Source organism: Cellulomonas wangsupingiae (assembly GCF_024508275.1).
GTDB classification, from domain to species: domain Bacteria; phylum Actinomycetota; class Actinomycetes; order Actinomycetales; family Cellulomonadaceae; genus Cellulomonas; species Cellulomonas wangsupingiae.
In genome coordinates this window covers 2,300,040-2,322,545 of the sequence record NZ_CP101989.1, presented here as the reverse complement: position 1 = coordinate 2,322,545, position 22,506 = coordinate 2,300,040, and the positions used below count along the sequence as shown (strand labels likewise).

Genomic DNA, 22,506 nt, shown 5'->3' with positions numbered 1-22,506 from the left:
CGCCGACGTCCTGACGCGCCCGCAGATCTCTGACACCGTCGTCCCGAGGAGCCGCATGACCGTCCACCCGACCACGCCCGCCGCCGTCGCGAGCAGGGCCGTCGCCGACCCCGGGGTCGCGCACCGCGCGCGGACCCGCACCGTCCAGGTCGTCGACACCGCGGGCCGCCCGCTGGCCGGTGCGCCGGTCACCGTCGAGCAGGTGGCGCACGGGATCGCCTTCGGCTGCATCGGGTTCGACGAGACCGAGCGGGCCTGGCGCCGGCTCACGGGTGTGCAGGCCGCACCCGGGGAGGACGAGCTGCTCGACCGCCTCGACGCGCTGTGGTTCGACCTGTTCGACACCGCCACCCTGCCCTTCTACTGGGGCACCTTCGAGCCGCGGCAGGGCCAGGTGCGGACCGCCGCCCTGCGTGCGGCCGCCGAGCACTACGTGTCCCGCGGGGCGCGCGTGAAGGGCCACCCGCTCGTGTGGCACACCGTGGCGCCGCGGTGGCTCGAGCCCCTGCCGGACGACGAGGTGCTGCGCCTGCTGCGCGAGCGCGTGCGTCGCGACGCGGGCGAGTTCGCGGGCCTCGTCGACACGTGGGACGCGATCAACGAGGTCGTGATCATGCCGGTGTTCACCAAGGACACCAACGCGGTCACCCGGGTCGCCAAGACCGTGGGGCGCGTGGGCATGATCCAGCTGGCCTTCGACGAGGCGCGCGCCGCCAACCCCGCGGCGACGCTCCTGCTCAACGACTTCGACATGTCCGCCGACTACGAGCACCTCGTCGAGGACTGCCTGGCCGCCGGCGTGCGCATCGACGCACTGGGCCTGCAGAGCCACATGCACCAGGGCGCGTGGGGCCGTGACAAGACGCTCGACGTGCTCGAGCGGTTCGGCCGGTTCGGCCTGCCGCTGCACTTCACCGAGACGACGATGCTGTCCGGCGAGCTCATGCCGAAGCACCTCGACGACCTCAACGACCACCGGGTCGACGTGTGGCCCAGCACGCCCGACGGCCTGGACCGGCAGGCGGAGGAGATGGTGGCGCACTACCGCACGCTCATCGCCGACGCGCGGGTGCAGGCGGTCACCTACTGGGGCCTGTCGGACCACGGGATGTGGCTCAACGCACCCGGCGGGCTCGTCTTCGCCGACGGCACGCCCAAGCCCTCGTACGACGCGCTGCGCGACCTGGTGCGCGGGCAGTGGTGGCTCGCGCCGACCACGGTCGTGACCGACGACGCGGGCCGCGTGGACGTCACCGGTCTGCCCGGGCGCTACGCGGTCGAGGTCGACGGCACGCGCACCGAGGTGCTCATCGGGGAGGGCGACACCGCCGTCGTGCCCGTGACGGTCGGTTGACCGGGCGGGTCGGCGCCGGCGGCGGTGAGGTGCGGGACACCTCACCGCCGCCGGTCGTGCGAGGAGCGTCCGCGGCGGACGACGCCCCCACACCCCTCGCCCGTCCGCGGCTCGTCCGCGACCGTCTGACGCTCGGCCTGTACGCGCCGTTCGTGGTGTGGGGCTGGCTGCTCTACAGCTTCAACCCGTCCGTGCCGCTGCTGGCCTCCGAGCTCGGCATCACCGGCGCGCAGGCGGGCCTGCACGGCACCGCGATGGCGGTGGGCGGCCTGGCGGCCGCGCCGCTGACGCCGCGCGTCGTGCGGCGGGTCGGCCGCCGGGGCACCCTCGTGGGCGGCTCGTTGCTCGTCGCGCTCGGCGTCGTGGGGCTGCTGCTCGGGCCGACGCTGCCGTGGACGCTCACGGGGATGTTCGTCACCGCGCTCGGCGGCAACATCATGATCGCGTCCACCGTCGTGGGCATCGCGCAGCACACCGGGCCGGCGGCCTCCGCCGCGATCACGGAGGCCAACGGGGCGGGATCGACCGTGGGGCTCGTGGGGCCGCTGGCGGTCGGCGCGTGCGTGGCCGCCGGGTGGGGGTGGCGGCCGGGAGTGGCCGTGACGATCGTCCTCGGGATCGCCGCCGCCGTGCTGCTCGCGCGTCTGCCGGCGTCGCCGGCGCTGCCGCGCGGACTGCGCCGCGGTGCCGCGAGCGGGGCGTCGAGCGGGCAGGACGCCGACGCGCCGCCGGTCGTCGCGCCTGCCGCCGGGAGCGGCACGAGCGTCGGGAGCGCGGGGTCCTCCGTCCGCGGCCGCGTCCGGTTCGCGGTGCCGCTGTTCCTCACCTCCATCGTCGCGGCCACCGCGCTCGAGAACGCCACCACGTACTGGGCCACCGACCTCGTGCTGTCCCGGACCGACGCGGGCCCCGGCATCGCGACCGCCACGGCGGCGGGGCTGATCGCGGGCATGTCGGCCGTGCGGTTCGTCGTCGGGCCCCTGTCGTTGCGGGTGCACCCCGCGCACCTGCTCGCCGCGTCCTTCGGGGTCGCGGTGGTGGGGTGGGCGATCCTGTGGACCGCCACGGACGCGCGGGTGGCGCTCGCCGGACTCGTCGTCGCCGGGATCGGGTACGGCGTGCAGTACCCGCTGTCGGTCGCGCTGCTCCTCGCCGCCTCGCCGGGGCAGGGCGACCGCACGCAGTCGCGTGCGACCCTGGCCGGTGCCCTGGCGATCGGCGTCGCGCCATTCCTGCTGGGGGCGCTCGCCGACGCGTTCGGCACCCACCGGGCGTTCCTGCTGGTCCCCGTGGTCGCCGTCGTCGGGATGGTCGTGGCCACCCTGGGCGGGCGGGTCGTGCGCCGGCCGGCGGTGCTCTGAGCCCGTGCGCGGCCTGGCAGGATGACGCGGTGTCCCGCCTCGACCTGCACCACGTGACCGACCGTGACGACCCCCGCCTGGCCGACTACGTCGGCCTGACCGACGTCGCGCTGCGGACGCGGGTCGAGCCGGCGAACGGGCTGTACATCGCCGAGAGCTCGACGGTCCTGGGCCGTGCGCTGCGCGCGGGGCACCGGCCGCGGTCGGTGCTGCTGGCGCCGCGCTGGCTGCCGGACCTCGAGGCGATGCTCGACGAGGTGCCCGGCGACGAGCCCGTCACCGTGTACGTCGCCGACGAGCCGGTGCTCGAGGCGATCACCGGCTTCCACGTGCACCGCGGGGCGCTGGCGGCGATGCACCGGCCGGACCTGCCGTCGGTCGCCGACGTGCTGGCCGGGGCGCGCGGGGGCACGGGGGCGCGGCGCGTCGCGGTGCTGGAGGACCTCGTCGACCACACCAACGTCGGCGCGGCGTTCCGCTCGGCCGCCGCGCTCGGGGTCGACGCCGTGCTGGTCACGCCGCGCTGCGCGGACCCGCTGTACCGGCGCTCGGTGCGCGTGTCCATGGGCACCGTGTTCCAGGTGCCGTGGACGCGCATCGACCCGTGGCCCGGCGGCATCGCGACGCTGCGGGACGCCGGGTTCGTCACCGCCTCCCTCGCGCTGTCGGACGACGCCGTGTCGCTCGACGACCTGGTGGCCGACCCCCCGGAGCGCCTCGCGCTGGTGCTCGGGGCCGAGGGTGACGGGCTCAAGCCGGCCACCGTCGCCGCCGGCGACGTCACGGTGCGGATCCCGATGGCCGGGGGAGTCGACTCCCTGAACGTGGCGGCCGCGGCGGCCGTGGCGTTCTGGGCGACCCGGGTCTGACGGGCACGCGTCGTTCAGCCGGCGGCCAGGCCGACGGCCTCCTGCCGGGCGGACGCCCCGGCCACCTCGCGTCCCGCGTCCTCCTGCGGGCGTGCCGGACGGCGCGGGCGGCCACGCGCGACGAGCAGCACCGTGACCCCGGCGGCGAAGACGACGCCGCAGGCCGCGAGGGCGACCGGCCCGTCCGCGACGCGCAGCACGGCGGCTCCGACCGCCGCACCGGCGCCCATGGCGAGGACCGCGAACGTCCGGTGACGCCACTGCGCCCCCGTCTGGCGTCCGCCGCCGAGGCGGCTCTCGCGCGTGACGTTGGCCAGCGTGCTGGTGACGACGACCGTGGTGATGTCGGTGTTGCCCACGGGCTTGACCGCGGCGACCTGCGCGCCCATGAGCGCCGCCAGCACGGCGGTGAGTGTGATCTGCCCGACGGCCGCCAGCTCCCCGACCGCGGCCCACACGCCGACGAGCACGAAGACCAGGGCGGTCCCGGCGACCAGGAGCCAGGCGCTGCGCGCCGGCAGCCCCACCGGGTGGCCGCGCCGCACGAGCCGTCCGCCGACGACGGACCCGAGCGCGAACCCGACGAGGGCGAACGCGTTGTTGAGCAGCGGGATGTCGGGCACCCCGACCAGCGCGAACGCCAGGAACAGCACGTTGCCGGTCATGTTGCCGGTGAAAACGCCGTCCAGGGCGAGGAAGCTCACGGCGTCGATGGCGCCGGTGGCCGCGGTCAGGAGGAGCAGGCCGGAGGTGTACAGGCCGACGGGGGTGGGGCGGCGCATCAGGCGTCCTTCAGCTGGGTGTGGATGTCGGTCAGGTGCTCGCGCATCGCGGCGGTCGCGGCGTCCGCGTCGTGCGCCTCCACCGCGGCGTAGATGGCGCGGTGCCCGGCGAGCGAGCTCGCGCGGGCGGCCCTGGTCGCGTGGGAGCGGCGGCGCACGGGCAGGGTCCAGTCGGCCATGAGCCCGTGCAGCGTGGTGAGCAGCGGGTTGCGCGCCGCCTGGGCGAGCAGCAGGTGGAACTCCAGATCGAGCTCGACGGAGCGTGCGGCGGTGAGCGGACCCTGCGACGCGTCGAGGACGTCGTGCAGCTGCAGGAGGTTCGCGGCCGTGGCGCGACGGGCGGCGAGCCCGGCCACGGACGGTTCGACGATGAGCCGGAGCTCGGCGGCGTCGGCGCTCGCGACGCCCGTCACGCCCGCGTTCAGGCCCTCGAGGGCGCGCTGCTCGGCCGAGGCCTCGACGACCACGGTGCCCCGGCCCGGGCGGCGCTCGATGAGGTGCTTGGACTCGAGCTCGAACATCGCCTCACGCAGCGAGGCGCGGGACACGGCGAGCTGCTCGGCGAGCTCCCGCTCGCCCGGCAGACGCTGCCCCGGGGCGAGCTCGCCGGTGGCGATGAGGCGTTCGAGGTGGGCCGCCAGGGTGACCGAGATGGTCGGTGACCTGCGCGCCAACGGCGGGACCGGTGTCGTCACGAGGAGCTCCTTCGCCTGTCCGTCGTCGGTCGCACGGGTGTGCACGACGGCACGCTAGCAATCACCAGCGGTCAGATGGTCTGACCAATGTTTCGCCCTGGGTCGACTCGGTAAACAGTGCGTTTCCGTGTCCGGGATGCCCGTTCCCGCCCTCGGAGGCGCGTCTACCTTCATGCCACATCGGTCAGACCATCCGACCGAGAGACACCAAGGGCGGCGTCGCGGCACCTCCGTCCGGTGGGGCCTCGACGCCGGTGCCCGGCGACCGGAAGGCACCCGCGATGCGCACCACGAAGAACTCCCGCACGGCAGTCCTCATCACCGGAGCAGTCGCCACGCTGCTCGCCCTGACGGCCTGCGCGGGGTCCAGCTCGGCCGCCGAGGGCGCCGGCGAGGTCACCTACCCCGAGCTCGCCGAGTCGGCGGCCTGCGTCGAGCTGCGCGAGCAGAACCCCGACCTGGTGGGCACCACCCAGACCAACGCGCTGAACCCGCACACCCCCGGCTACGAGGTCGTCAACCCCGAGAACCCCGACGAGTTCATGGGCTTCGACATCGACCTCGGTGAGGCGATCGGCGACTGCCTCGGCTTCGACGTCGACTACCTGCCCGTCGGGTTCTCGGAGCTCGTGCCCACGGTCGCCAGCGGCCAGGCCGACTGGATCATCTCCAACCTGTACGCCACGCAGGAGCGCGCGCACGGCGGCGTCGACTTCATCAGCTACTCCAAGGTCTTCGACGGGATCCTGGTGACCACGGGCAACCCGCAGGGCATCACCGGCATCGACACCTCGCTGTGCGGCACCACCGTCGCCCTCAACAAGGGCTACGTCGAGGTGCCGCTGGTCGAGGCGATGGTCCCCGAGTGCGAGGCCGCCGGCCTCGAGGCGCCCACCGTCAGCCTCTTCGACTCCAGCGCCGACTGCGTGCAGGCGATCCTCGCCGGCCGCGCCGACGCCTACATCAACGACGTCAACACCGTGCGGGGCTACGTCGCGCAGCACCCCGACGACCTCGACACCGCCGAGACCGTGATGCTCGACTACGAGATCGGCATCGGCGTCCTGCAGGGCGAGCACGCCTTCCGCGACGCCGTCCAGGCCGCGCTCGTCGAGATCCAGGAGTCCGGGCTCCAGACGGAGCTGGCCGGGAAGTGGTCCCTCGACGAGAACGCGCTGGCCGAGCCCGCCGTGCTGAGCGTCGGCTGACCGTCGCACCGACCGAGATGACGAGCGACGCGAGGGCGGCCCGACCATGACCGAGTTCCTGCACTACCTGACCCTTCCCTACCTGCTCGAGGGCATCGGCTTCACCCTGCGGCTCACCGCGATGGGGTTCGTCGGCGGCATGGTCCTGGGCCTGCTCCTGGCGGCGATGCAGCTCACCCGGTTCCGGGCACTGACCTGGGTCGCCCGGGCGTACGTGACCCTCTACCGGGGCACGCCGCTGATCCTGCAGCTCGTCTTCGTCTTCTCCGTGCTGCCACGGGCGGGGATCACCCTGTCCCCGCTCGTGGCCGGGGGTGTGGCCCTCGCGCTCAACGAGGCCGTGTTCTTCGCGGAGATCTTCCGGTCCGGCATCAAGGGCGTCGACCCCGGTCAGGTCGCCGCGGGACGTGCCCTGGGCATGCGGCCGACGCTGCTGATGCGCCGCGTCGTGGCACCCCAGGCCCTGCGGTCGATGGTCCCGGCGCTGGGCAGTGAGGCCGTCACCACGATGAAGAACTCGGCGCTCGCGTCGATCATCGCGGTGCCGGAGCTCACGCTGCGCACGCAGCAGCTCGCGTCGGCGACGTTCGACTACTTCGAGATCTACTTCGCCACCGCGGTGATGTACCTGGTGCTGACCGGGGCGCTGACCCTGGTACAGCTCGCGGTGGAGCGGGCGCTCGACCTGGACCGTCCGGCGCGGACCTCGCTGCGGACGTGGGCCGCGCGCCTCGGCCGGCCGGCGGTGGCCGTCCCGGCCACGGTCGCGCCGGACCCGCGCCGGACGTCGGACCGTACCGACGCCGGCCTCGGCACGGTGGTCCCGCTGACCCACGCGGACCCGCCGCCGCGCAGCTTCGGCCAGGCGCTCATCGAGGCGTTCGGTCTGCGCAAGTCCTACGGCGAGAACGAGGTGCTGCGCGGCATCGACCTGCAGATCCGGCAGGGCGAGGTCGTCGCCCTGCTGGGCCCCAGCGGGTCGGGCAAGAGCACCCTGCTGCGCTGCATCAACCACCTCGAGGGTCTCGACGGCGGCGCGGTGCTGGTGGGCGGCACGGCCATCGGGTACTCGGAGCGCGGCGACGAGCTCGTCGAGCGGCGCGTCGCCCAGCAGCGGGTCGACGCCGGCGTCGGGATGGTGTTCCAGCAGTTCAACCTGTTCCACCACCTGACGGCGCGCGAGAACGTCGCGGCCCCGCTGCGCTGGGTGCACGGCTGGTCCCGCGAGGACGCCGACGCCCGCGCCGACGAGCTGCTGGCGCAGGTCGGCATGGCGCACCGCGCGGACGCCCTGCCGCGGCACATGTCCGGTGGTCAGCAGCAGCGCGTGGGCATCGCCCGGGCGCTGGCGTCCAACCCGAAGGTGCTGCTGCTCGACGAGCCGACCAGCGCCCTGGACCCCGAGCTCGTCGCGGAGGTGCTGGGCGTCATCCAGAACCTCGCGCGGCAGGGCGGTCTGACGATGATCATCGCCACCCACCAGCTGCGGTTCGCCCGCGAGGTGGCGGACCGGGTCGTCTTCATGGCGGGCGGGGTGGTCGTCGAGCAGGGCACGGCAGAACAGGTGATCGGTGACCCGCAGGTCGAGGCGACGCGTCGCTTCGTCCGCGCGATGGACTCGGCGGAGGTCTGAGATGAGCACGGTTGGCGCAGCACGCACGCACCACGTCTTCCCGGCGTCCGCAGGGGTGCCGCCCCAGGTCGGCCCGTTCAGCCACGCCGTGCGGTTCGGCGACCTGCTGTTCGTCACCGGGCAGATGCCCACCGACCCCGCGACGGGGCAGCTCGTGGCCGGCGGCCTGGTGGAGCAGACCCGCCAGGTGATGGCGAACCTGCAGGCCGTCGTCCGTGCCGCGGGCGCCGAGCTGGACGACACCCTCATGGTCCGCGCCTACCTGACGGACTTCGACGACTTCGACGCGTTCAACGCGGAGTACCGCACCTGGTTCGACGACCCGCTGCCGAGCCGGACCTGCGTCGGTGTCACGGGCCTCGCGGTCGGTGCGCTGGTCGAGGTGGACCTGGTGGTCGGCATGCCGGGCGGTGCGGCATGAGCGCGGCGACGGTCGTGGGCGCGTCCCCGACGCTGCAGCCCGGCCAGGGCGCCGTCCGAGGCGAGCACTACCTGCCGTCGCGCGCCGACGAGGTGCGCTGGGGCTGGCTGCCCAACGCCGATGCGTCCCCGGCGCTGCGCGTGGCCGACGGTGCGACGGTCACCATCGACACGCTGTCCCACGAGGGCCTGCTGGCCGACCAGGGCCGCGACCCGGCGCGCTACATCCGGCAGTTCGGCGACGTGGACGTGCTGGACGACGCGGTCGAGGTGGCCGCGAGCGGGCTGGTGAACGGCCCGGACGACGGCCCGCACGTGGTCACCGGGCCGGTCGCGGTCGCCGGTGCCCGGCCCGGCGACATGCTGCGGGTCGACGTGCTGGACCTGGCGTACCGGGTGCCGTACGGGTTCGTGAGCAACCGGCACGGGTTCGGTGCGCTGGCGGGGGAGTACCCGCAGGACCGGGACTCCACGCCCACCCGGCACGTGGACCGCATGATCACGGACGGCTCGGTGAGCCACTTCGCGTGGGTCGAGCACCGCGCCGGACGTGACGTCGGCGTGATGGACGCCGGCCCCGGGCGCACGGTGCAGTTCGCGCTCGCACCGTTCCTCGGTCTCATGGGCACGGCGCCCGCCACGAGCGACGCGGTGCCGTCGGTGCCGCCGGGGGACCACGGCGGCAACATCGACATCAAGCACGCCGGCGTCGGGGCCACCCTGTACCTGCCGGTGTCCGTCGACGGCGCCCTGTTCTACACGGGCGACCCGCACTTCGCCCAGGGCAACGGCGAGGTCGCGCTGACGGCGCTCGAGGCGTCGCTGCGCGCGACGCTGCGCCTGAGCGTGGTCCCCGCGGCGCAGGTGCCCGGTGTGCTGGGCGGGGTGCGCACGCCCGTCGTGGAGACGGCGACGCACTGGATCCCGACCGGCATGGACCCGGACCTCGACGAGGCGATGCGCCATGCCGTGCGCCACGCCGTGGCCTTCCTGCACGGCCGGTTCGGGGTGCCACGCTCGGTGGCGCTGGCGTACCTGTCGGCGGCCGGCGACTTCGAGGTCAGCCAGGTGGTCGACGCGGTCAAGGGCGTGCACTGCCTGATCCCGAAGGCGGACTGGGCCGCCTGGGTCTGACGCGCGCTCGGCTGACCCGCGCCGGGTCAGCCGAGCGCGAGCCCGTCGACCACCTCGACACCCGGCGCCCGCACCAGCAGCGCACCGGGCAGCGCGATCTTCGAGTGCCGCACGCCGCTGCCGATGACGACGGTGGCACCGGCGGCCGGGTCGTCGGCCGCCACGTCCGCGTCGGCCAGCACGCGGTACCCCGTCGGCAGGCCGAGCGGCGTGATGCCGCCGTACTCCATGCCGGAGTCGGCGGTGGCCCGGTCCACCGGCAGGAAGGACGCCTTGCGCACGTCGAGCAGGCGCTTGACGGCGTTGTTGACGTCGGCGCGGGTCGTGGCGCGCACGAGGCACGCCGCGGTGCGTTCCTCACCCGCACGCCGGCCCGCGACGAGGACGCAGTTGACCGACGCTGACAGCGGCAGGTCGTACGCCTCGGTCATGGCGGCGGTGTCGGCGAGGTCGGGGTCGATGGCGGCGACGAGGACGGCGTCGGCGACGGCGGGCTCGACGACCGCCCACCCGCTGATCGCGGCGTGCGTGCCCGCGGCCAGCAGGTCGGGGCGGTCGACGGCGCGCTCCCAGGTCAGGGTCCCGAGGGCGGTGGTCATGCGCGGCAGGGTACCCGGCCGGCTCACCGCTGGCAGGTGCCCATGAGGACGGCGCGGGCGACGGTGTGGAACACCAGGGCGCAGCTCGCGGCCCCCGGCAGGGTGTCGCGCGTCAGGCCCAGGTCGGCGGTGTCCAGGGCGTGCACCGCGACGTAGTAGCGGTGCACCTGGTCACCGGGCGGGGGCGCGCAGCCCACGTACCCCGCGACTCCGTCGTCGCCCCGCAGGTGGAACGCCCCGGAGGGGAGGCCGGAGCCGTCGGGACGCCCGGCGCCGGTCTCCAGCGACGTGACGTCGGGGCCGAGCCCCAGCACGGTCCAGTGCCACCACCCGGCGACCCCCGGCGCGTCGGGGTCGAAGACGCTCACCGCGAACCCGGCCGTGTGCTCCGGGAACCCGGACCACGACAGCTGCGGCGAGACGTTCTGCCCCGCGTCGGTGTTGGTGTGCACGTCGGGGACCGGTGCGCCGTGCACCCAGTCGGTGCTGGTGAGCGTGAACGTCGGGACGGGGGGCAGCAGCGCGTACGGTTCTGGGGCGACAGGACGAGTCAGGGACGTGGGCACGAGAACCTCCGGTCGGCCCCGGCGCCGGTCGCCGGGGGTCAGCCCATCGTGGCGGTGCCGAGGGACCGGCGCACGTGCGCGCGGGCGTGGGCGAGCGCGTCGTCCAGGTCGTCGAACAGGTGCCGCTCGTCGGCGAGCGCTGCGATGACTCCGAGGCTCTCCGCGAGCCGCTGGTGCTCGGGTCGCAGCCCTTTGAGCAGGACGACGATGCCGCGCCGGCGCAGGTCGTCGATGATCTCGACGAGCGCGTTGGCGCCGCTCGCGTCGAGCATGCGCACGTTGCCCAGCCGCAGCACGACGACGCGCACGTCGCTGACCAGTGCGAGCTCGTCGAGGAACCGGCGCACGTCGGCGAAGAACAGCGCGCCGTCGATGCGGTAGACCGCGATGTGCTCATGCAGCAGGGTGCGTCCCGTGTCCGCGGTGAGCTGCTCGTGGGACTCCTCCGCCTCGTGCGGCATCGGCTCGCGGTGCAGACCGCTGCTGCGGGCCATCGCGCGCAGCGCCACCACAGCGGCGACGGCGACCCCCACCTCGACGGCCATGACGAGGTCGAACACGACGGTCACCGCGAGCGTCACGCAGAACACGAGCGCACCGGAGCGCCCGGACCGGCAGATGGCGCGCGCGGTCCGCAGGTCGACCATGCGGGCGGCGGTGACGAGCAGCACGCCGGCCAGCACGGACAGCGGGATGCGCCCGACCAGGGGCCCGGCGAGGTAGATGATCGCGGCCAGCACGAGGGCGTGCATGAGGGCGGCGACCCGGGTGCGCCCGCCGGCGCGGACGTTGACGGCGGTGCGGGCGATCGCCCCGGTCGCCGGCAGACCGCCGAACAGGCCCGACGCGACGTTGGCCAGGCCCTGGCCGAACAGCTCGCGGTTGGGCCGGGTGCGCTCGATGTCGTCGGCCATGCCGTCGGCGACGCGCGCGGACAGCAGCGACTCCAGGGCAGCGAGCGCCGCCACCGCGAGGGCCGCGGAGAACAGCGCGCTGGTGGTGGCCAGGTCGACGACCGGCAGGTGCGGACCGGGCAGGGTGTCGGGCAGGACGCCGATGCGGTCGACGTCGAGCCGCGCGACCTCGGCGACGAGCGTGGCGAGCACGACGGCCACCAGGGAGGCGGGCAGGCCCTTGTGCAGCCGGGGTAGCACGATCATGACGGCCACGACGAGGGCGACGAGGGCGAGCGGCGCGACGGCCTGCGCCCAGTCGGTGGCGCCCAGGGTGCGCAGCGCGACGAGGCCGGCGTTCTCGCCCTCCGCGCGGGGGGTGTCCAGCGCGAGCGGCACCTGCTGCAGCGCGATGACGACGCCGATGCCGCACGTGAACCCCTCGACCACCGGCCACGGGATGTACGCGACGAGGCGGCCGATGCCCAGGACCCCGGCCAGCAGCACGAGGCCGCCGGCCATGATCGCGACGACGGGCACGGCCTCGGCCCCGTGGCGGGCGACCACGGGCAGCAGGACGACCGCCATGGCGCCGGTGGGCCCGCTGACCTGCAGGTGCGACCCGCCGAACACGGCGGCCACGGCACCGGCGACCACCGCGGTGATGAGGCCGGCGGCGGCGCCGAGGCCGGAGGAGACACCGAACCCGAGGGCGAGCGGCAGCGCGACGATGGCGACGGTGAGCCCGGCGATCAGGTCGTGCCGCCACGAGCGCGGCAGGTCGGCGTAGTCGGAGCGGTGGGGGGCGAGTGCGAGCAGGCGTTGCCGGGCGGTCGGCAGGAAGGTCTCGAGGCTCATGTCAGGCGTCGGTGTCGGTGTCGGTGGTGGGGGAGGCGGGGTCGGACGAGGTGGGGGCGGCGAGCGCGGAGGTCTCCTCGAGCCGGTCCCGGTGGCGCGTCGCCGCGTCGACGAGGACGTCACGGGCAGCCGTGAGCATGTCGGCGACGGCGGGCAGCGCGAGCGCGTAGTGCACGGCGTTGCCGGTGCGGTGCGCGGTGACGACACCGGCCCGTCGGAGCACCGCCAGGTGCTGGGACAGGTGCGACGCCTCCAGGCCGAGCTCGGCGAGGAGCTCGCTGACCTGCCGGTCGCGCACGACGAGGAGCTCCAGGGTGCGCACCCGCACCGGGTGGGCGAGGGCCTTGAAGAGATCGGCCTTGACGTCCGCGAGAGGACGGTCGACACCGAGGGCGTGCAGGGGCACGAGGCCTCCTGATGGCGATGTGATGAAACCATCAAATGGTAGGCGCGCGTCCGGTGAGGTCGGGACGGTGTCCCGGCATGCGCGACGGGCACCCTGGCGGCGCGTGCGCTCCCCGACTGCGCGGGTGCCGTCTGCGCACGGGCGTCGTCGGTCGGTGCCGGCGCGTGCGTCCCTCGTCGGAGCCTGCCTGGCCCTCGGGGGTTGGCTCGTGGCGGTCGTCCAGGGCGTCCTGACGTACAACCGGCTGATGGTGATGGTGAGCGCACGCCAGGCCACGGAGCTGGAGCGGCTGCTGCTCGTGATCGGCGCCGTCCTCCTCGTCGTCCACCTGGTCCAGCGGCGCCGGTGGCGGGGGGTTCTGCGCGCGGGTGCGCGAGGCGACGTCACGGCGACGTGGCTGGCGACGACGGCCGCGCTCGGCGCCGCCTGGTACGGCATCGCCGTCGTCCAGTGGTACCTCGTGGTCCGTCTCGCCTCGACCGGGCCGCAGGACCTGACCCGCGACCCGACGGTCCTGGAGCACCTGCTCCTGACCGGGGCGGGGATCGCGCTCGTCGCGCTGGCCGTGCGCCGCGTGAGTGGTCGGGCGTCCGAGGTGGCCTGAGGGCGGTCCGGCCGTCCTGGTCGGGGCGGCGCGACGTGGGCGCACGTGCTGCCCTCAGCCCACGTCCCCGCGACCGGGGCGGCGACGGTCGCGCTTGACCGACGCCCGCTGCTGCTTCGCCTCGAGGCGCCGCCGCTGTGATCCGCGCGTCGGTCGCGTCGCCCGTCGCGCCGGCCCGGGCGGGGCGAGGGCGTCGGCGACGAGCGCGGCCAGGCGTGCCCGGGCCGCGTCGCGGTTGCGCAGCTGGGAGCGGTGCTCGGAGGCGACGACGGTGAGCACGCCGCCCACGAGCCGCGACGCGAGACGCTCCAGCGCGCGCGCCCGTTGGTCCGGGGTCAGCACCGTGGAGGTCGCGACGTCCCACGACAGCTCGACGCGCGAGTCGGTGGTGTTGACGCTCTGGCCGCCGGGGCCCGACGAGCGTGAGAACCGCCACTGCAGCTCAGCGTCGGGTACCACGAGGGCGGGGGTCACCCGCAGCCCGGCGGACGGCGGGTCGGTCATGGTCCCATCCTCGCCTCTCGTCGGGGCGGTGCGGACTCCCGGCGCGGTCAGTCCTCCGCCGCGGCGGTCTCGGCGCGCAGCAGGGCCGCCGGCCGGACCGTGACGAGGCGCAGGATGCCATCGGTCGTGTGGCCATCGGCGGTGATCGGGCGACGTGCGGGGCGGCGCCGTTGCTGTCGGCCCACCCTCCCGGCAGCGGATTGACACCCCTCGAGGTGTCAGCGTCTACTGGCATCATCGAACATGTGTTCGATGATGCGGGACGGCGCGGATGTCCGTAACGCACCGTGGCGTGTCCTGCCCGTGACGGCGAGGGGGCGCGGCGGCGGGTCGCACGAGGGAGCTGACGTGGCAGGGACGAGCACCGTGGAGCGCGCGGCACGCGCGCGCGCCGCGCTGGTGGCCGCGGAGCGGCGCACCGGTGCGCGCACGGTGCTGACCGGCGCCCCCGGGGTGGTGGCGGGCGGGGCGCAGGACGCCTCGCCCGGTGCGGTGCACGACGTCCGACGCGACAGCGTGCCCGGCGGTCCGGCGACGGTGCACGCGGCGGCACCGGTCGCTTCGTCCGTCACCTCGCCGGTCGCCCCGCGGCACGACGAGCCGGTGCCTGAGCCCGGCTACCGGCGCACGTCGCTGCTCACCAGCGAGCGTCCGCCGCTGCCCGTGCCCCCGCCGCTGGCCGGGCTCCTGCCCGACGGGCTGCGCCGCGGAGCGACGACCTCGGTGCTCGGGTCCACGTCGCTGGCGCTCGGCGTGCTCGCGCACGCCTGCGCGTCGGGGGCGTGGGCCGTGGCCGTCGGGCAGCCGCGACTCGGCCTGCTGGCGGCCGCGCAGGCCGGGGTCGACCTCGCGCGGTTCGCGCTCGTCCCGGACCCCGGGGCCGACGCCGCCCTCGTGCTGGCCGCGCTGGTCGACGGGATCGACGTCGTGCTCGTCGGCCCCGACACCCCCCTCGCCGAAGCCGACCGTCGCCGCCTGTCCGCACGTGCACGCGAGCGTGGGGCCGCGCTGGTGACGACCGTGCCGTGGCCCGGTGCCGCCGTCGTCCTGGACGCCGGGCCCGTCCGCTGGTCGGGTGTCGGTGAGGGCGACGGGCGACTGCGCACCTGCGAGGTGCAGGTGCGCCGCACCGGGCGCGGCAGCGCCGCCGTCCCCACGTCGGCCGACGTGGTGCTGCCGTTCGCCCCGCCCGGTGAGCACGTGCCGCCGGGTCCCGAGCGCCGCCGTCCCCGGACGGCCGGCGGGTTGCGGCTCGTCGGATGAGCACGCGGACGACGGTGGTGTGGGTGCCCGACTGGCCCGTGGTCGCGGCGATGGCCGCCGACGAGGTTCCCCTCGACCTGCCTGCCGCCGTGCACGACGGGCGACGGGTCACCGCCGTGTCGGCGCTCGCCCGCGCCGACGGGGTGCGCCGGGGGATGCGACGCCGCCAGGCGCAGGGGGTGAGCCCCGAGCTGGTGCTGCTGCCCGCGGACGACGCGCGCGACGTGCGGCTGTTCGAGCCGGTCGCCGCGGCGACCGAGACGGTGGTCGCCGGCGTCGAGGTCGCGCGTCCCGGCCTGCTCCTGCTGCCCGCCGGCGGTGCGTCGCGGTACCACGGGTCGGAGGAGGCGCTCGCGGAGCGGATCGTCGACGCGGTCGCCCGCGCCACGGGCCACGAGTGCGGCGTCGGGACGGCCGACGGGCTGCTCGCCGCCGTGCTGGCCGCGCGCACCGGGGCCGTCGTCGAGCCCGGGGTGTCGGCGGTGTTCCTCGCACCGCACGGCGTCACCGAGCTCGTGCACGCGACCACCACGCCGGAGCAGGCCGCCGAGGTCATGCGGCTGGTCGACCTGCTGCACCGCCTGGGCCTGCGCACGCTCGGCGCGTTCGCGGCGCTGCCGGCACCCGACGTGCACGCGCGGTTCGGCCGCCTCGGCACGTGGGCGCGCACGCTCGCGCGCGGCCTCGACGAGCGTCCGCCGGCGCGTCGCCGGCCCGAGGCCGACCTCGAGGTCACCGCCGACCTGGACCCACCGGTCGACCGTGTCGACACCGCGACGTTCGCCGGGCGGCGCCTGGCCGAGCAGCTGCACGCCGACCTCGTCGCCCGGTCCGTGACGTGCGGGCGCCTGCAGATCACGGCCCGCACCGACGAGGGCACGGAGCTGGTGCGCACGTGGCGCACCGACCTGGGCGGGTGGGGTGCGCTCGCGGCCGCGCGCATCACCGACCGGATCCGCTGGCAGCTCGACGGGTGGCTCACCGCGTCGGCCGTCGCCACGGCCCGGGACCGGCGGCGCGAGGCCTGGGAGCGGGAGCGGGGCGTCGGGTCCGGTGACCGGCCGGTCGACGTGCGCGCGCCCGGCGACGAGGACGACCTCGCGCCCGTCGCGCTGGTCCGCCTCACGCTCACCGCGCTCGACGTCGCCCCCGCGGGGGCCGAGGCCACACAGCTGTGGGGTGGCCCGTCGGGCGGTGACCTGCGTGCGCACCGGGCGCTGGAGCGTGCGCAGAGCATCGTCGGGGGGCAGGGTGTCCTCACGGTGACCCTGCAGGGCGGGCGGGACGTGCACGACCAGGTGCACGTGCGGCCCTGGGGCGAGCAGAGCGACCCGCCGCGCCCGCTCGACCGGCCCTGGCCGGGGCGTCTGCCGGACCCGGCGCCCGCGACCGTGCTGACGGAGCCCGTGCGCGTCGAGGTGCGGGACGTCGGCGGGACGCCCGTACGGATCGACCGGCGCGGCCGGCTGAGCGGACCGCCCGGCAGCGTGCGTGCCGTGCGGACCGACGTCGACGACGGCGGCCGGGCCGTCGCCGGGTGGGCCGGGCCCTGGCTGCTGTCCGACCGCTGGTGGGCCCACCCGGGTACCGCGCCGCAGGTGCGCGCCCACCTGCAGGTCGCGTTCGACGACGGCGGTGCGGTGCTGCTCACGCACACCGACGGGGTGTGGACCTGCGAGGCCGACTATGACTGAGCACCGCGTCCGCGGACGCGTCGTGCACGAGGCCCGCACGGACTGGCCGCCGCGCTACGCCGAGCTGCACGCGCACTCGGCCTTCAGCTTCCTCGACGGGGCGAGCCAGCCCGAGGAGCTCGCCGCCGAGGCCGCCCGGCTGGGCCAGAGCGCGCTGGCGCTGACCGATCATGACGGGCTCTACGGCGTGGTGCGGTTCGCGCAGGCCGCGCGGGCGGTGGGGTTGCCCACGGTGTTCGGTGCCGAGCTGCACCTGCCCGCGCCCGACCCGCGCCGCCACCCGCGCGAGAAGCGCCCGACGCCCGGCCCGCCGGTGCTCGACGCGCCCACGGGCGTCCCCGACCCGCGCGCGAGCCACCTGCAGGTGCTGGCCCGCGGGCCCGACGGGTACCGCGCCCTGTCACGGGCGATCGCCGAGGGGCACCTGCGCACGGGCCGCAAGGGCGCCGCCGAGTACCACCTCGAGGAGCTGGCCGAGGCCGCCGCGGGGCAGTGGCTGGTGCTGACGGGGTGCCGCAAGGGTGCCGTCCGGCGGGCGCTGGCCGGTGGGGACCCGTCGGGGGTCCTCGGTGTCGCGCGCGGCGGGCTCGAGGCGGCGCGCGTCGAGCTGGACCGGCTCGTCGCGCTGTTCGGGCGGGACAACGTGGCCGTCGAGACGACGATGCACGGTGACGCGTACGACACCGACCGCGCCGACGCGCTCGCCACGCTCGCGAGCGAGGCGCACCTGCCGCTGGTGGCGACCGGCAACGTGCACTACGCCACCGAGCGCGACGCGGACCTCGCCCAGGCGCTCGCGGCCGTGCGCTCGCGGTCCTCGCTCGACGACCTGGACGGGTGGCTGCCCGGTGCGCCCGTCGCGCACCTGCGCTCGGCCGCCGAGATGCTCTACCTGCACCGCCGGCACCCGAGCGCGGTGGCCACGGCGGCGGACCTGGCCGCCGAGTGCGCGTTCGACCTGTCGCTCGTCGCCCCGAGCCTGCCGCCGTACCCGGTGCCGGACGGGCACACCGAGGCGACGTGGCTGCGCGAGCTCGTGCGACGCGGCGCGCTGGACCTGTACGGGCCGCCCGAGGCCGAGCGCGTGCCCGGCGCGTACGCGCAGCTCGCGCACGAGCTGCGCGTCATCGAGGACCTGGGGTTCTGCGGCTACTTCCTGGTGGTCTACGAGCTGGTCGACTTCTGCCGCCGCAACGGGATCATGGCGCAGGGGCGCGGCTCGGCCGCCAACTCGGCGGTCTGCTACGTGCTGCGCGTCACCGCGGTGGACCCCGTGAAGCACGGTCTGCTGTTCGAGCGGTTCCTGGCGCCCGAGCGCGACGGCCCACCGGACATCGACGTCGACATCGAGTCCGCGCGCCGCGAGGAGGTCATCCAGCACGTCTACGCCATGCACGGCCGGTCGCACGCCGCGCAGGTCGCCAACGTCATCTCCTACCGGCCGCGCTCGGCGGTGCGCGACGCCGCGCGCGCCCTGGGGTACGACGTGGGGCAGCAGGACGCGTGGAGCTCGTCGATCGAGCGGTGGGGGAGCCTGCGCGGGCAGGAGAAGCCGAGCCCGTGGTGGACGCTCACGCGGTCGGGGCCGGTGGCGCCGGAGACGCCGGGACGTCCGACCGCCGACAACCATGACGTCGTCCCGGCGCACCTGCCGCCGTCCGCCGCGGACACCGAGGACATCCCCGAACACGTCATCGACCTGGCCGAGCGGTTCCTGCGCCTGCCGCGGCACCTGGGCATCCACTCCGGCGGCATGGTGATGTGCGACCGGCCCGTCATCGAGGTGTGCCCCGTGGAGTGGGCGCGCATGGAGGGGCGCACGGTCCTGCAGTGGGACAAGGAGGACTGCGCCGACGCGGGGCTGGTGAAGTTCGACCTGCTGGGCCTGGGCATGCTCACGGCGCTGCGGCTGGCGTTCACCGAGGTGCAGAAGCACGAGGGCGTCGCGCTCGACCTGCACGGGCTGCCGCACGAGGACCCGGCGGTGTACGAGCTGCTGTCCGCCGCCGACACCGTGGGTGTGTTCCAGGTGGAGTCGCGCGCGCAGATGGGGACGCTGCCGCGGCTGCGGCCGCAGAAGTTCTACGACATCGTCGTGGAGGTCGCGCTCATCCGGCCCGGGCCGATCCAGGGCGGGTCGGTGCACCCGTACATCGAGCGGGCCCAGGGCCGGCAGAAGGTCACGTACCTGCACCCGTCGCTGGAGAAGTCGCTGAGCAAGACCCTCGGTGTGCCGCTGTTCCAGGAGCAGCTCATGCAGATGGCCATCGACGTCGCGGACTTCACGCCCGCCGAGGCCGACCAGCTGCGCCGCGCGATGGGCTCGAAACGGTCCGTCGAGCGCATGGAGGCGATGCGGGCGCGGCTCATGGACGGCATGGCCGCCAAGGGCATCGGACCGAAGGTCCGCGAGGAGATCTTCGACAAGCTCAAGGCGTTCGCGGACTTCGGGTTCCCCGAGTCGCACGCGTACTCGTTCGCCTTCCTCGTGTACGCGAGCTCGTGGCTCAAGGTCCACCACCCGGCCGCGTTCTACGCGGGGCTGCTCGCGGCGCAGCCCATGGGCTTCTACTCGCCGCAGTCGCTCGCCGCCGACGCGCGCCGACACGGCATCGAGGTGCTGCGCCCGGACGTGCAGGCGTCCGACGTGCTGGCGGTCGTCGAGCGGGTGGGCCCGACACCGCCCGGCGGTGAGCCGCGCCTGGTGGCGCAGCCCAGCGGCACCGGTCCGACCCGGCCCGTGGGGGTGCGCACGGGCGAGGGGTCGGTGCGCTCGCTGGCGGTGCGGCAGGGGCTGACGCAGGTGCGGACCATCGGCGAGGACGTCGCGCGTGCCCTCGTCGACGCGCGCACCGCGCGCGGCCCGTTCGCCGACCTGCACGACCTGGTGCAGCGTGTGCAGCTCACCACCGCGCAGCTCGAGGCGCTCGCGACGGCCGGTGCGCTGGACTCCCTCGGGGTGGACCGGCGGGCGGGGCTGTGGGCAGCGGGTGCGCTCGCGCAGGAGGGACCGGACACGCTGCCCGGGGTGGCCGTCGGTGTGAAGGCCCCGACGCTGCCGGGGCTGTCGGACGTCGAGGTCGCGACCGCCGACGTGTGGGCGACGGGGGTGTCGGTCGACTCCTACCCGACGCAGTTCGTCCGCGAGGGTCTGGACGAGGCCGGTGTGCTGCGCGTCGAGCAGGCGTTCCGCACCGAGGAGGGCCGCCGCATCGCCGTCGCCGGCGTCGTCACGCACCGCCAACGCCCGGGCACAGCCGGGGGAGTGACCTTCCTGTCCCTGGAGGACGAGACCGGGCTGCTCAACATCGTGTGCTCCGCCGGGCTGTGGCAGAGGTTCCGGCGGACGGCCCGGACGGCGAAGGCGATGGTCGTGCGGGGGCGGCTGGAGAAGGCGGACGGGGCGACCAACCTCGTCGCGGAGCACCTCAGTCCGTTGTCGTTGAAGGTGCGGAGCAGGTCGCGGGACTTCCAGTAGGACCGCGCCTGCGGCCGGTGACCGCCCTGCGTCGAGCTGATCCAGTCAGCGTCGAGCGGATCCTGTCAGGAGGCGTGCTTCCGTCCGTACCGTTGCCGTGCGGCCTCGCCGCTCGTGCCGACCGCGGCGCCGATGACCTTCCACGGGGTGTGCGACTCCCGCGCCGCGGCGACGGCCTCCGCGATCTCACGCTCGGCAGCTGCGCGCTTGAGCGCAGCGAGCCGCATCTGCGTGACCGGCGAGACGGTGTCCCGGTCCTCCGGGCGCGGCTCGTACTCCTCGAACGTGTCGGCCAGGTCGTCGGCCTGAGCCACGATCTCCTCCAAGGAGCGGGGCATGGGCATCACCTCAGGAACGTCGAGCGAGCGGGCATCGCGTGCACCACGTGGAGGTCGCCGTACCGCTCGACGACACCGACCTCGATGAGACCACCGCTGTGGTCCGGACCGATGACCATCGTCATCCCGTCGCCCACGTCGAACAGGTCGACGTGGTTCTCCAGCGCGTGCCTCATCCCTCCGGGACACCGTGGCGAAAGGCGCTGTGGAGCACGATCAGCTCGTTGTCCACCTCGACAAGTGAGCTTTGCGACGTGTTCCGTGGGCAAGCATGCGACGACCTCTGCGCGCTGGACCGGCTGCGGGTCGGACAGCTGCCCCATTCGCGACCGCGTCCGGGGCTCAGGGTGCTGTCGAGCGAGCAGCCCTGCCCGCGGGACACACCGGTATCGCCTTGCCCACTAGTCGCTAGTGTGCCCTCATGACGACGAGGCGAGCAGTGGCGCTGTACGCCCGGATCTCCCAGGACCGCAGCGGCGACGAGGCCGGGGTGACCCGGCAGTTGCTGGACTGCCGCGCGGAGGCCGAGCGGCGCGGGTGGACCGTGGCTGAGGAGTACGTGGACGACGACGTGTCGGCGTACTCGGGGAAGCGGCGACCTGCGTACGAGCGGCTGCTGCGGGACATCACCGAGGGTCGACGTGACGCGGTGGTGGTGTGGCACATGGACCGGCTGCACCGTCGGCCCATCGAGCTGGAGCAGTTCGTGACCGTGTGCGAACGGGCCGGGGTGCGGGACGTCGTGACGCTCTCGGGCGAGGTGGACCTGGCGAACGGGGATGGGCTGCTCATGGCGCGGCTGCTGGCGGCGGTGGCGGCGAACGAGTCGGCGTCGAAGTCGCGGCGGCTCAAGCGCAAGGCGCTGGAGATCGCTGAGACAGGGCGCCCGACGATGGGCGGGCGGCGGCCGTTCGGGTTCGCGGAGGACCGGATCGCGCACGAGCCGACCGAGGCCGGTGTGGTGCGCGAGGCCGCCGCGCGGCTGTTGGCCGGGGAGAGCCTGAACTCGGTCACCAGGTGGATCGAGGAGACCGGAGTACCCACGGTCTCCGGAGCGGACTGGCGCCCTCTATCAGTGCGGCAGATCGTGACCAACCCGCGGATGTGGGGGATGCGGGTGCATCAGGACCAGGTGATCGGTGCCGGGACGTGGGAGCCGATCCTGACGCCCGAGCAAGGCGAGCGGCTGCGACGGCTGCTGCTGGACCCGGCCCGGCGCACGAACCGCACGGCACGGCGGTACCTGCTCTCGGGCATGCTGACGTGCGGCAAGTGTGGAGCCCGGATGGTCTCGGCACCGCGGGAAGGCGTGCGGCGGTACGCCTGCCGCACCGGCCCGGACCAGCGCGGGTGCGGCGGTGTCTACGTCGTGGCCGACCCGCTCGAGCGGTTCGTCGCAGCGGCCGTGCTGCACCGGCTCGACAGCCCGCAGATGCACGACGCCCTGACCGGCAACGAGCACGACGACGCGGAGGTCGCGGCGCTGGCTGCGAAGGTGCAGGAGGACGAGCGGCGACTGCTGGACCTGGCTGACATGTTCGCCGCCGGGGAGATCGACCGGCTCGGGATGAAGCGGGTTCGCGACCAGATCACCCCGCGCCTGGACGCGAACCGGCGCGCGCTCGCGGCGGCGAACGGACGCGATCAGGTCGTCGAGTACGCCGGACGCGGTGCAGAGCTGCGTGAAGCGTGGGACGGGCTGGACCTGTCGCGGCAGGTGGCCGTGGTCAAGGCGGTGCTAGCCGGCGCGACGGTACTGCCGGCTACGCAGCGGGGCCGGCGCGGGTTCGATCCCGGGCGACTGGTCCCGGACTGGCGGGCCTGACGCCGCGGGCGCGGGCAGCGGC

The 22,506-nt window shown here is 74.8% G+C and carries 21 protein-coding genes; 12 read left to right on the top strand and 9 right to left on the bottom strand.

Features of this window, described 5'->3' with window-relative positions; genetic code table 11:
* Positions 1 to 55 precede the first annotated feature (55 nt).
* The 3 genes from NP075_RS10785 to NP075_RS10775 are packed head-to-tail and all read left to right on the top strand — an operon-like array spanning position 56 to position 3,584.
* Positions 56 to 1,354: an endo-1,4-beta-xylanase gene (locus tag NP075_RS10785; protein ID WP_227563175.1), complete on the top strand. Its 1,299-nt coding sequence runs from the start codon at positions 56 to 58 to the stop codon at positions 1,352 to 1,354.
* 56 nt (positions 1,355 to 1,410) lie between these two features.
* Positions 1,411 to 2,715 carry an MFS transporter gene (locus NP075_RS10780; protein ID WP_227563174.1) on the top strand — a complete coding sequence of 435 codons (1,305 nt, stop codon included), beginning with the start codon at positions 1,411 to 1,413 and terminating at the stop codon, positions 2,713 to 2,715.
* Positions 2,716 to 2,744: 29 nt separating this feature from the next.
* Positions 2,745 to 3,584: a TrmH family RNA methyltransferase gene (locus tag NP075_RS10775; RefSeq protein ID WP_227563173.1), complete on the top strand. Its 840-nt coding sequence runs from the start codon at positions 2,745 to 2,747 to the stop codon at positions 3,582 to 3,584.
* Positions 3,585 to 3,598: 14 nt separating this feature from the next.
* Here NP075_RS10775 and NP075_RS10770 read toward each other — a convergent pair whose 3' ends face one another.
* Both NP075_RS10770 and NP075_RS10765 read right to left on the bottom strand, forming a co-directional pair.
* Positions 3,599 to 4,366 (bottom strand): YoaK family protein, encoded by a 768-nt coding sequence (locus NP075_RS10770; protein WP_227563172.1) that lies wholly within the window; start codon positions 4,364 to 4,366, stop codon positions 3,599 to 3,601.
* Entirely contained in the window at positions 4,366 to 5,106 is a 741-nt protein-coding gene (locus NP075_RS10765; RefSeq protein WP_227563171.1) for a FadR/GntR family transcriptional regulator, read from the bottom strand. The genes NP075_RS10770 and NP075_RS10765 overlap by 1 nt, the downstream gene beginning before the upstream one ends.
* Before the next feature lie 236 nt (positions 5,107 to 5,342).
* Here NP075_RS10765 and NP075_RS10760 point away from each other — a divergent pair, with 236 nt between their 5' ends.
* From NP075_RS10760 to NP075_RS10740, 4 genes are read left to right on the top strand one after another with little or no spacing between them, the layout of a single operon-like run.
* Entirely contained in the window at positions 5,343 to 6,269 is a 927-nt protein-coding gene (locus NP075_RS10760; RefSeq protein WP_227563170.1) for an ABC transporter substrate-binding protein, read from the top strand.
* Positions 6,270 to 6,315: 46 nt separating this feature from the next.
* Positions 6,316 to 7,902: an amino acid ABC transporter permease/ATP-binding protein gene (locus tag NP075_RS19095; RefSeq protein ID WP_308054124.1), complete on the top strand. Its 1,587-nt coding sequence runs from the start codon at positions 6,316 to 6,318 to the stop codon at positions 7,900 to 7,902.
* A 1-nt stretch (position 7,903) separates the two neighbouring features.
* Entirely contained in the window at positions 7,904 to 8,323 is a 420-nt protein-coding gene (locus NP075_RS10745; protein ID WP_227563169.1) for a RidA family protein, read from the top strand.
* Positions 8,320 to 9,456, top strand: a complete 1,137-nt coding sequence (locus tag NP075_RS10740; protein WP_227563168.1) for an acetamidase/formamidase family protein — start codon at positions 8,320 to 8,322, stop codon at positions 9,454 to 9,456. Before NP075_RS10745 ends, NP075_RS10740 begins: the two co-directional genes overlap by 4 nt.
* Before the next feature lie 26 nt (positions 9,457 to 9,482).
* On the opposite strand, the gene NP075_RS10735 is transcribed toward NP075_RS10740, so the two are convergent.
* From NP075_RS10735 to NP075_RS10720, 4 genes are read right to left on the bottom strand one after another with little or no spacing between them, the layout of a single operon-like run.
* The gene (locus tag NP075_RS10735; protein WP_227563167.1) at positions 9,483 to 10,055 is read right to left on the bottom strand and encodes a YbaK/EbsC family protein; all 573 of its coding nucleotides are present in this window, start codon (positions 10,053 to 10,055) and stop codon (positions 9,483 to 9,485) included.
* A gap of 23 nt (positions 10,056 to 10,078) precedes the next feature.
* A complete protein-coding gene (locus NP075_RS10730; RefSeq protein ID WP_227563166.1) occupies positions 10,079 to 10,621 on the bottom strand; it encodes a YbhB/YbcL family Raf kinase inhibitor-like protein in 543 nt (180 codons plus the stop codon).
* A 38-nt stretch (positions 10,622 to 10,659) separates the two neighbouring features.
* Complete coding sequence (locus NP075_RS10725; protein WP_227563165.1) at positions 10,660 to 12,372, bottom strand: SulP family inorganic anion transporter; 1,713 nt, start codon at positions 12,370 to 12,372, stop codon at positions 10,660 to 10,662.
* Position 12,373: 1 nt separating this feature from the next.
* The gene (locus tag NP075_RS10720; RefSeq protein WP_227563164.1) at positions 12,374 to 12,778 is read right to left on the bottom strand and encodes an ArsR/SmtB family transcription factor; all 405 of its coding nucleotides are present in this window, start codon (positions 12,776 to 12,778) and stop codon (positions 12,374 to 12,376) included.
* Between the two features lie 208 nt (positions 12,779 to 12,986).
* On the opposite strand from NP075_RS10720, the gene NP075_RS10715 reads away from it, so the two are divergent.
* Positions 12,987 to 13,382, top strand: coding sequence for a hypothetical protein (locus NP075_RS10715; RefSeq protein WP_227563163.1), 396 nt, complete (start codon positions 12,987 to 12,989; stop codon positions 13,380 to 13,382).
* 54 nt (positions 13,383 to 13,436) lie between these two features.
* On the opposite strand, the gene arfB is transcribed toward NP075_RS10715, so the two are convergent.
* Positions 13,437 to 13,886, bottom strand: a complete 450-nt coding sequence (gene arfB / locus NP075_RS10710; protein WP_207341190.1) for an alternative ribosome rescue aminoacyl-tRNA hydrolase ArfB — start codon at positions 13,884 to 13,886, stop codon at positions 13,437 to 13,439.
* Positions 13,887 to 14,234: 348 nt separating this feature from the next.
* On the opposite strand from arfB, the gene NP075_RS10705 reads away from it, so the two are divergent.
* From NP075_RS10705 to NP075_RS10695, 3 genes are read left to right on the top strand one after another with little or no spacing between them, the layout of a single operon-like run.
* Positions 14,235 to 15,149 (top strand): hypothetical protein, encoded by a 915-nt coding sequence (locus tag NP075_RS10705; RefSeq protein WP_227563162.1) that lies wholly within the window; start codon positions 14,235 to 14,237, stop codon positions 15,147 to 15,149.
* Positions 15,146 to 16,843, top strand: coding sequence for a DNA polymerase Y family protein (locus tag NP075_RS10700; protein WP_227563161.1), 1,698 nt, complete (start codon positions 15,146 to 15,148; stop codon positions 16,841 to 16,843). Before NP075_RS10705 ends, NP075_RS10700 begins: the two co-directional genes overlap by 4 nt.
* A complete protein-coding gene (locus tag NP075_RS10695; RefSeq protein WP_227563160.1) occupies positions 16,836 to 20,321 on the top strand; it encodes an error-prone DNA polymerase in 3,486 nt (1,161 codons plus the stop codon). The genes NP075_RS10700 and NP075_RS10695 overlap by 8 nt, the downstream gene beginning before the upstream one ends.
* 65 nt (positions 20,322 to 20,386) lie before the next feature.
* On the opposite strand, the gene NP075_RS10690 is transcribed toward NP075_RS10695, so the two are convergent.
* Together NP075_RS10690 and NP075_RS10685 are read right to left on the bottom strand one after the other, a co-directional pair.
* On the bottom strand, positions 20,387 to 20,659 hold the full coding sequence (locus tag NP075_RS10690) for a hypothetical protein (protein ID WP_207341194.1): 273 nt from the start codon (positions 20,657 to 20,659) through the stop codon (positions 20,387 to 20,389).
* A 5-nt stretch (positions 20,660 to 20,664) separates the two neighbouring features.
* Positions 20,665 to 20,835 (bottom strand): hypothetical protein, encoded by a 171-nt coding sequence (locus NP075_RS10685; protein ID WP_207801365.1) that lies wholly within the window; start codon positions 20,833 to 20,835, stop codon positions 20,665 to 20,667.
* 245 nt (positions 20,836 to 21,080) lie between these two features.
* On the opposite strand from NP075_RS10685, the gene NP075_RS10680 reads away from it, so the two are divergent.
* Positions 21,081 to 22,484, top strand: a complete 1,404-nt coding sequence (locus NP075_RS10680) for a recombinase family protein (protein WP_227563159.1) — start codon at positions 21,081 to 21,083, stop codon at positions 22,482 to 22,484.
* The last annotated feature ends 22 nt before the right edge of the window (positions 22,485 to 22,506 follow it).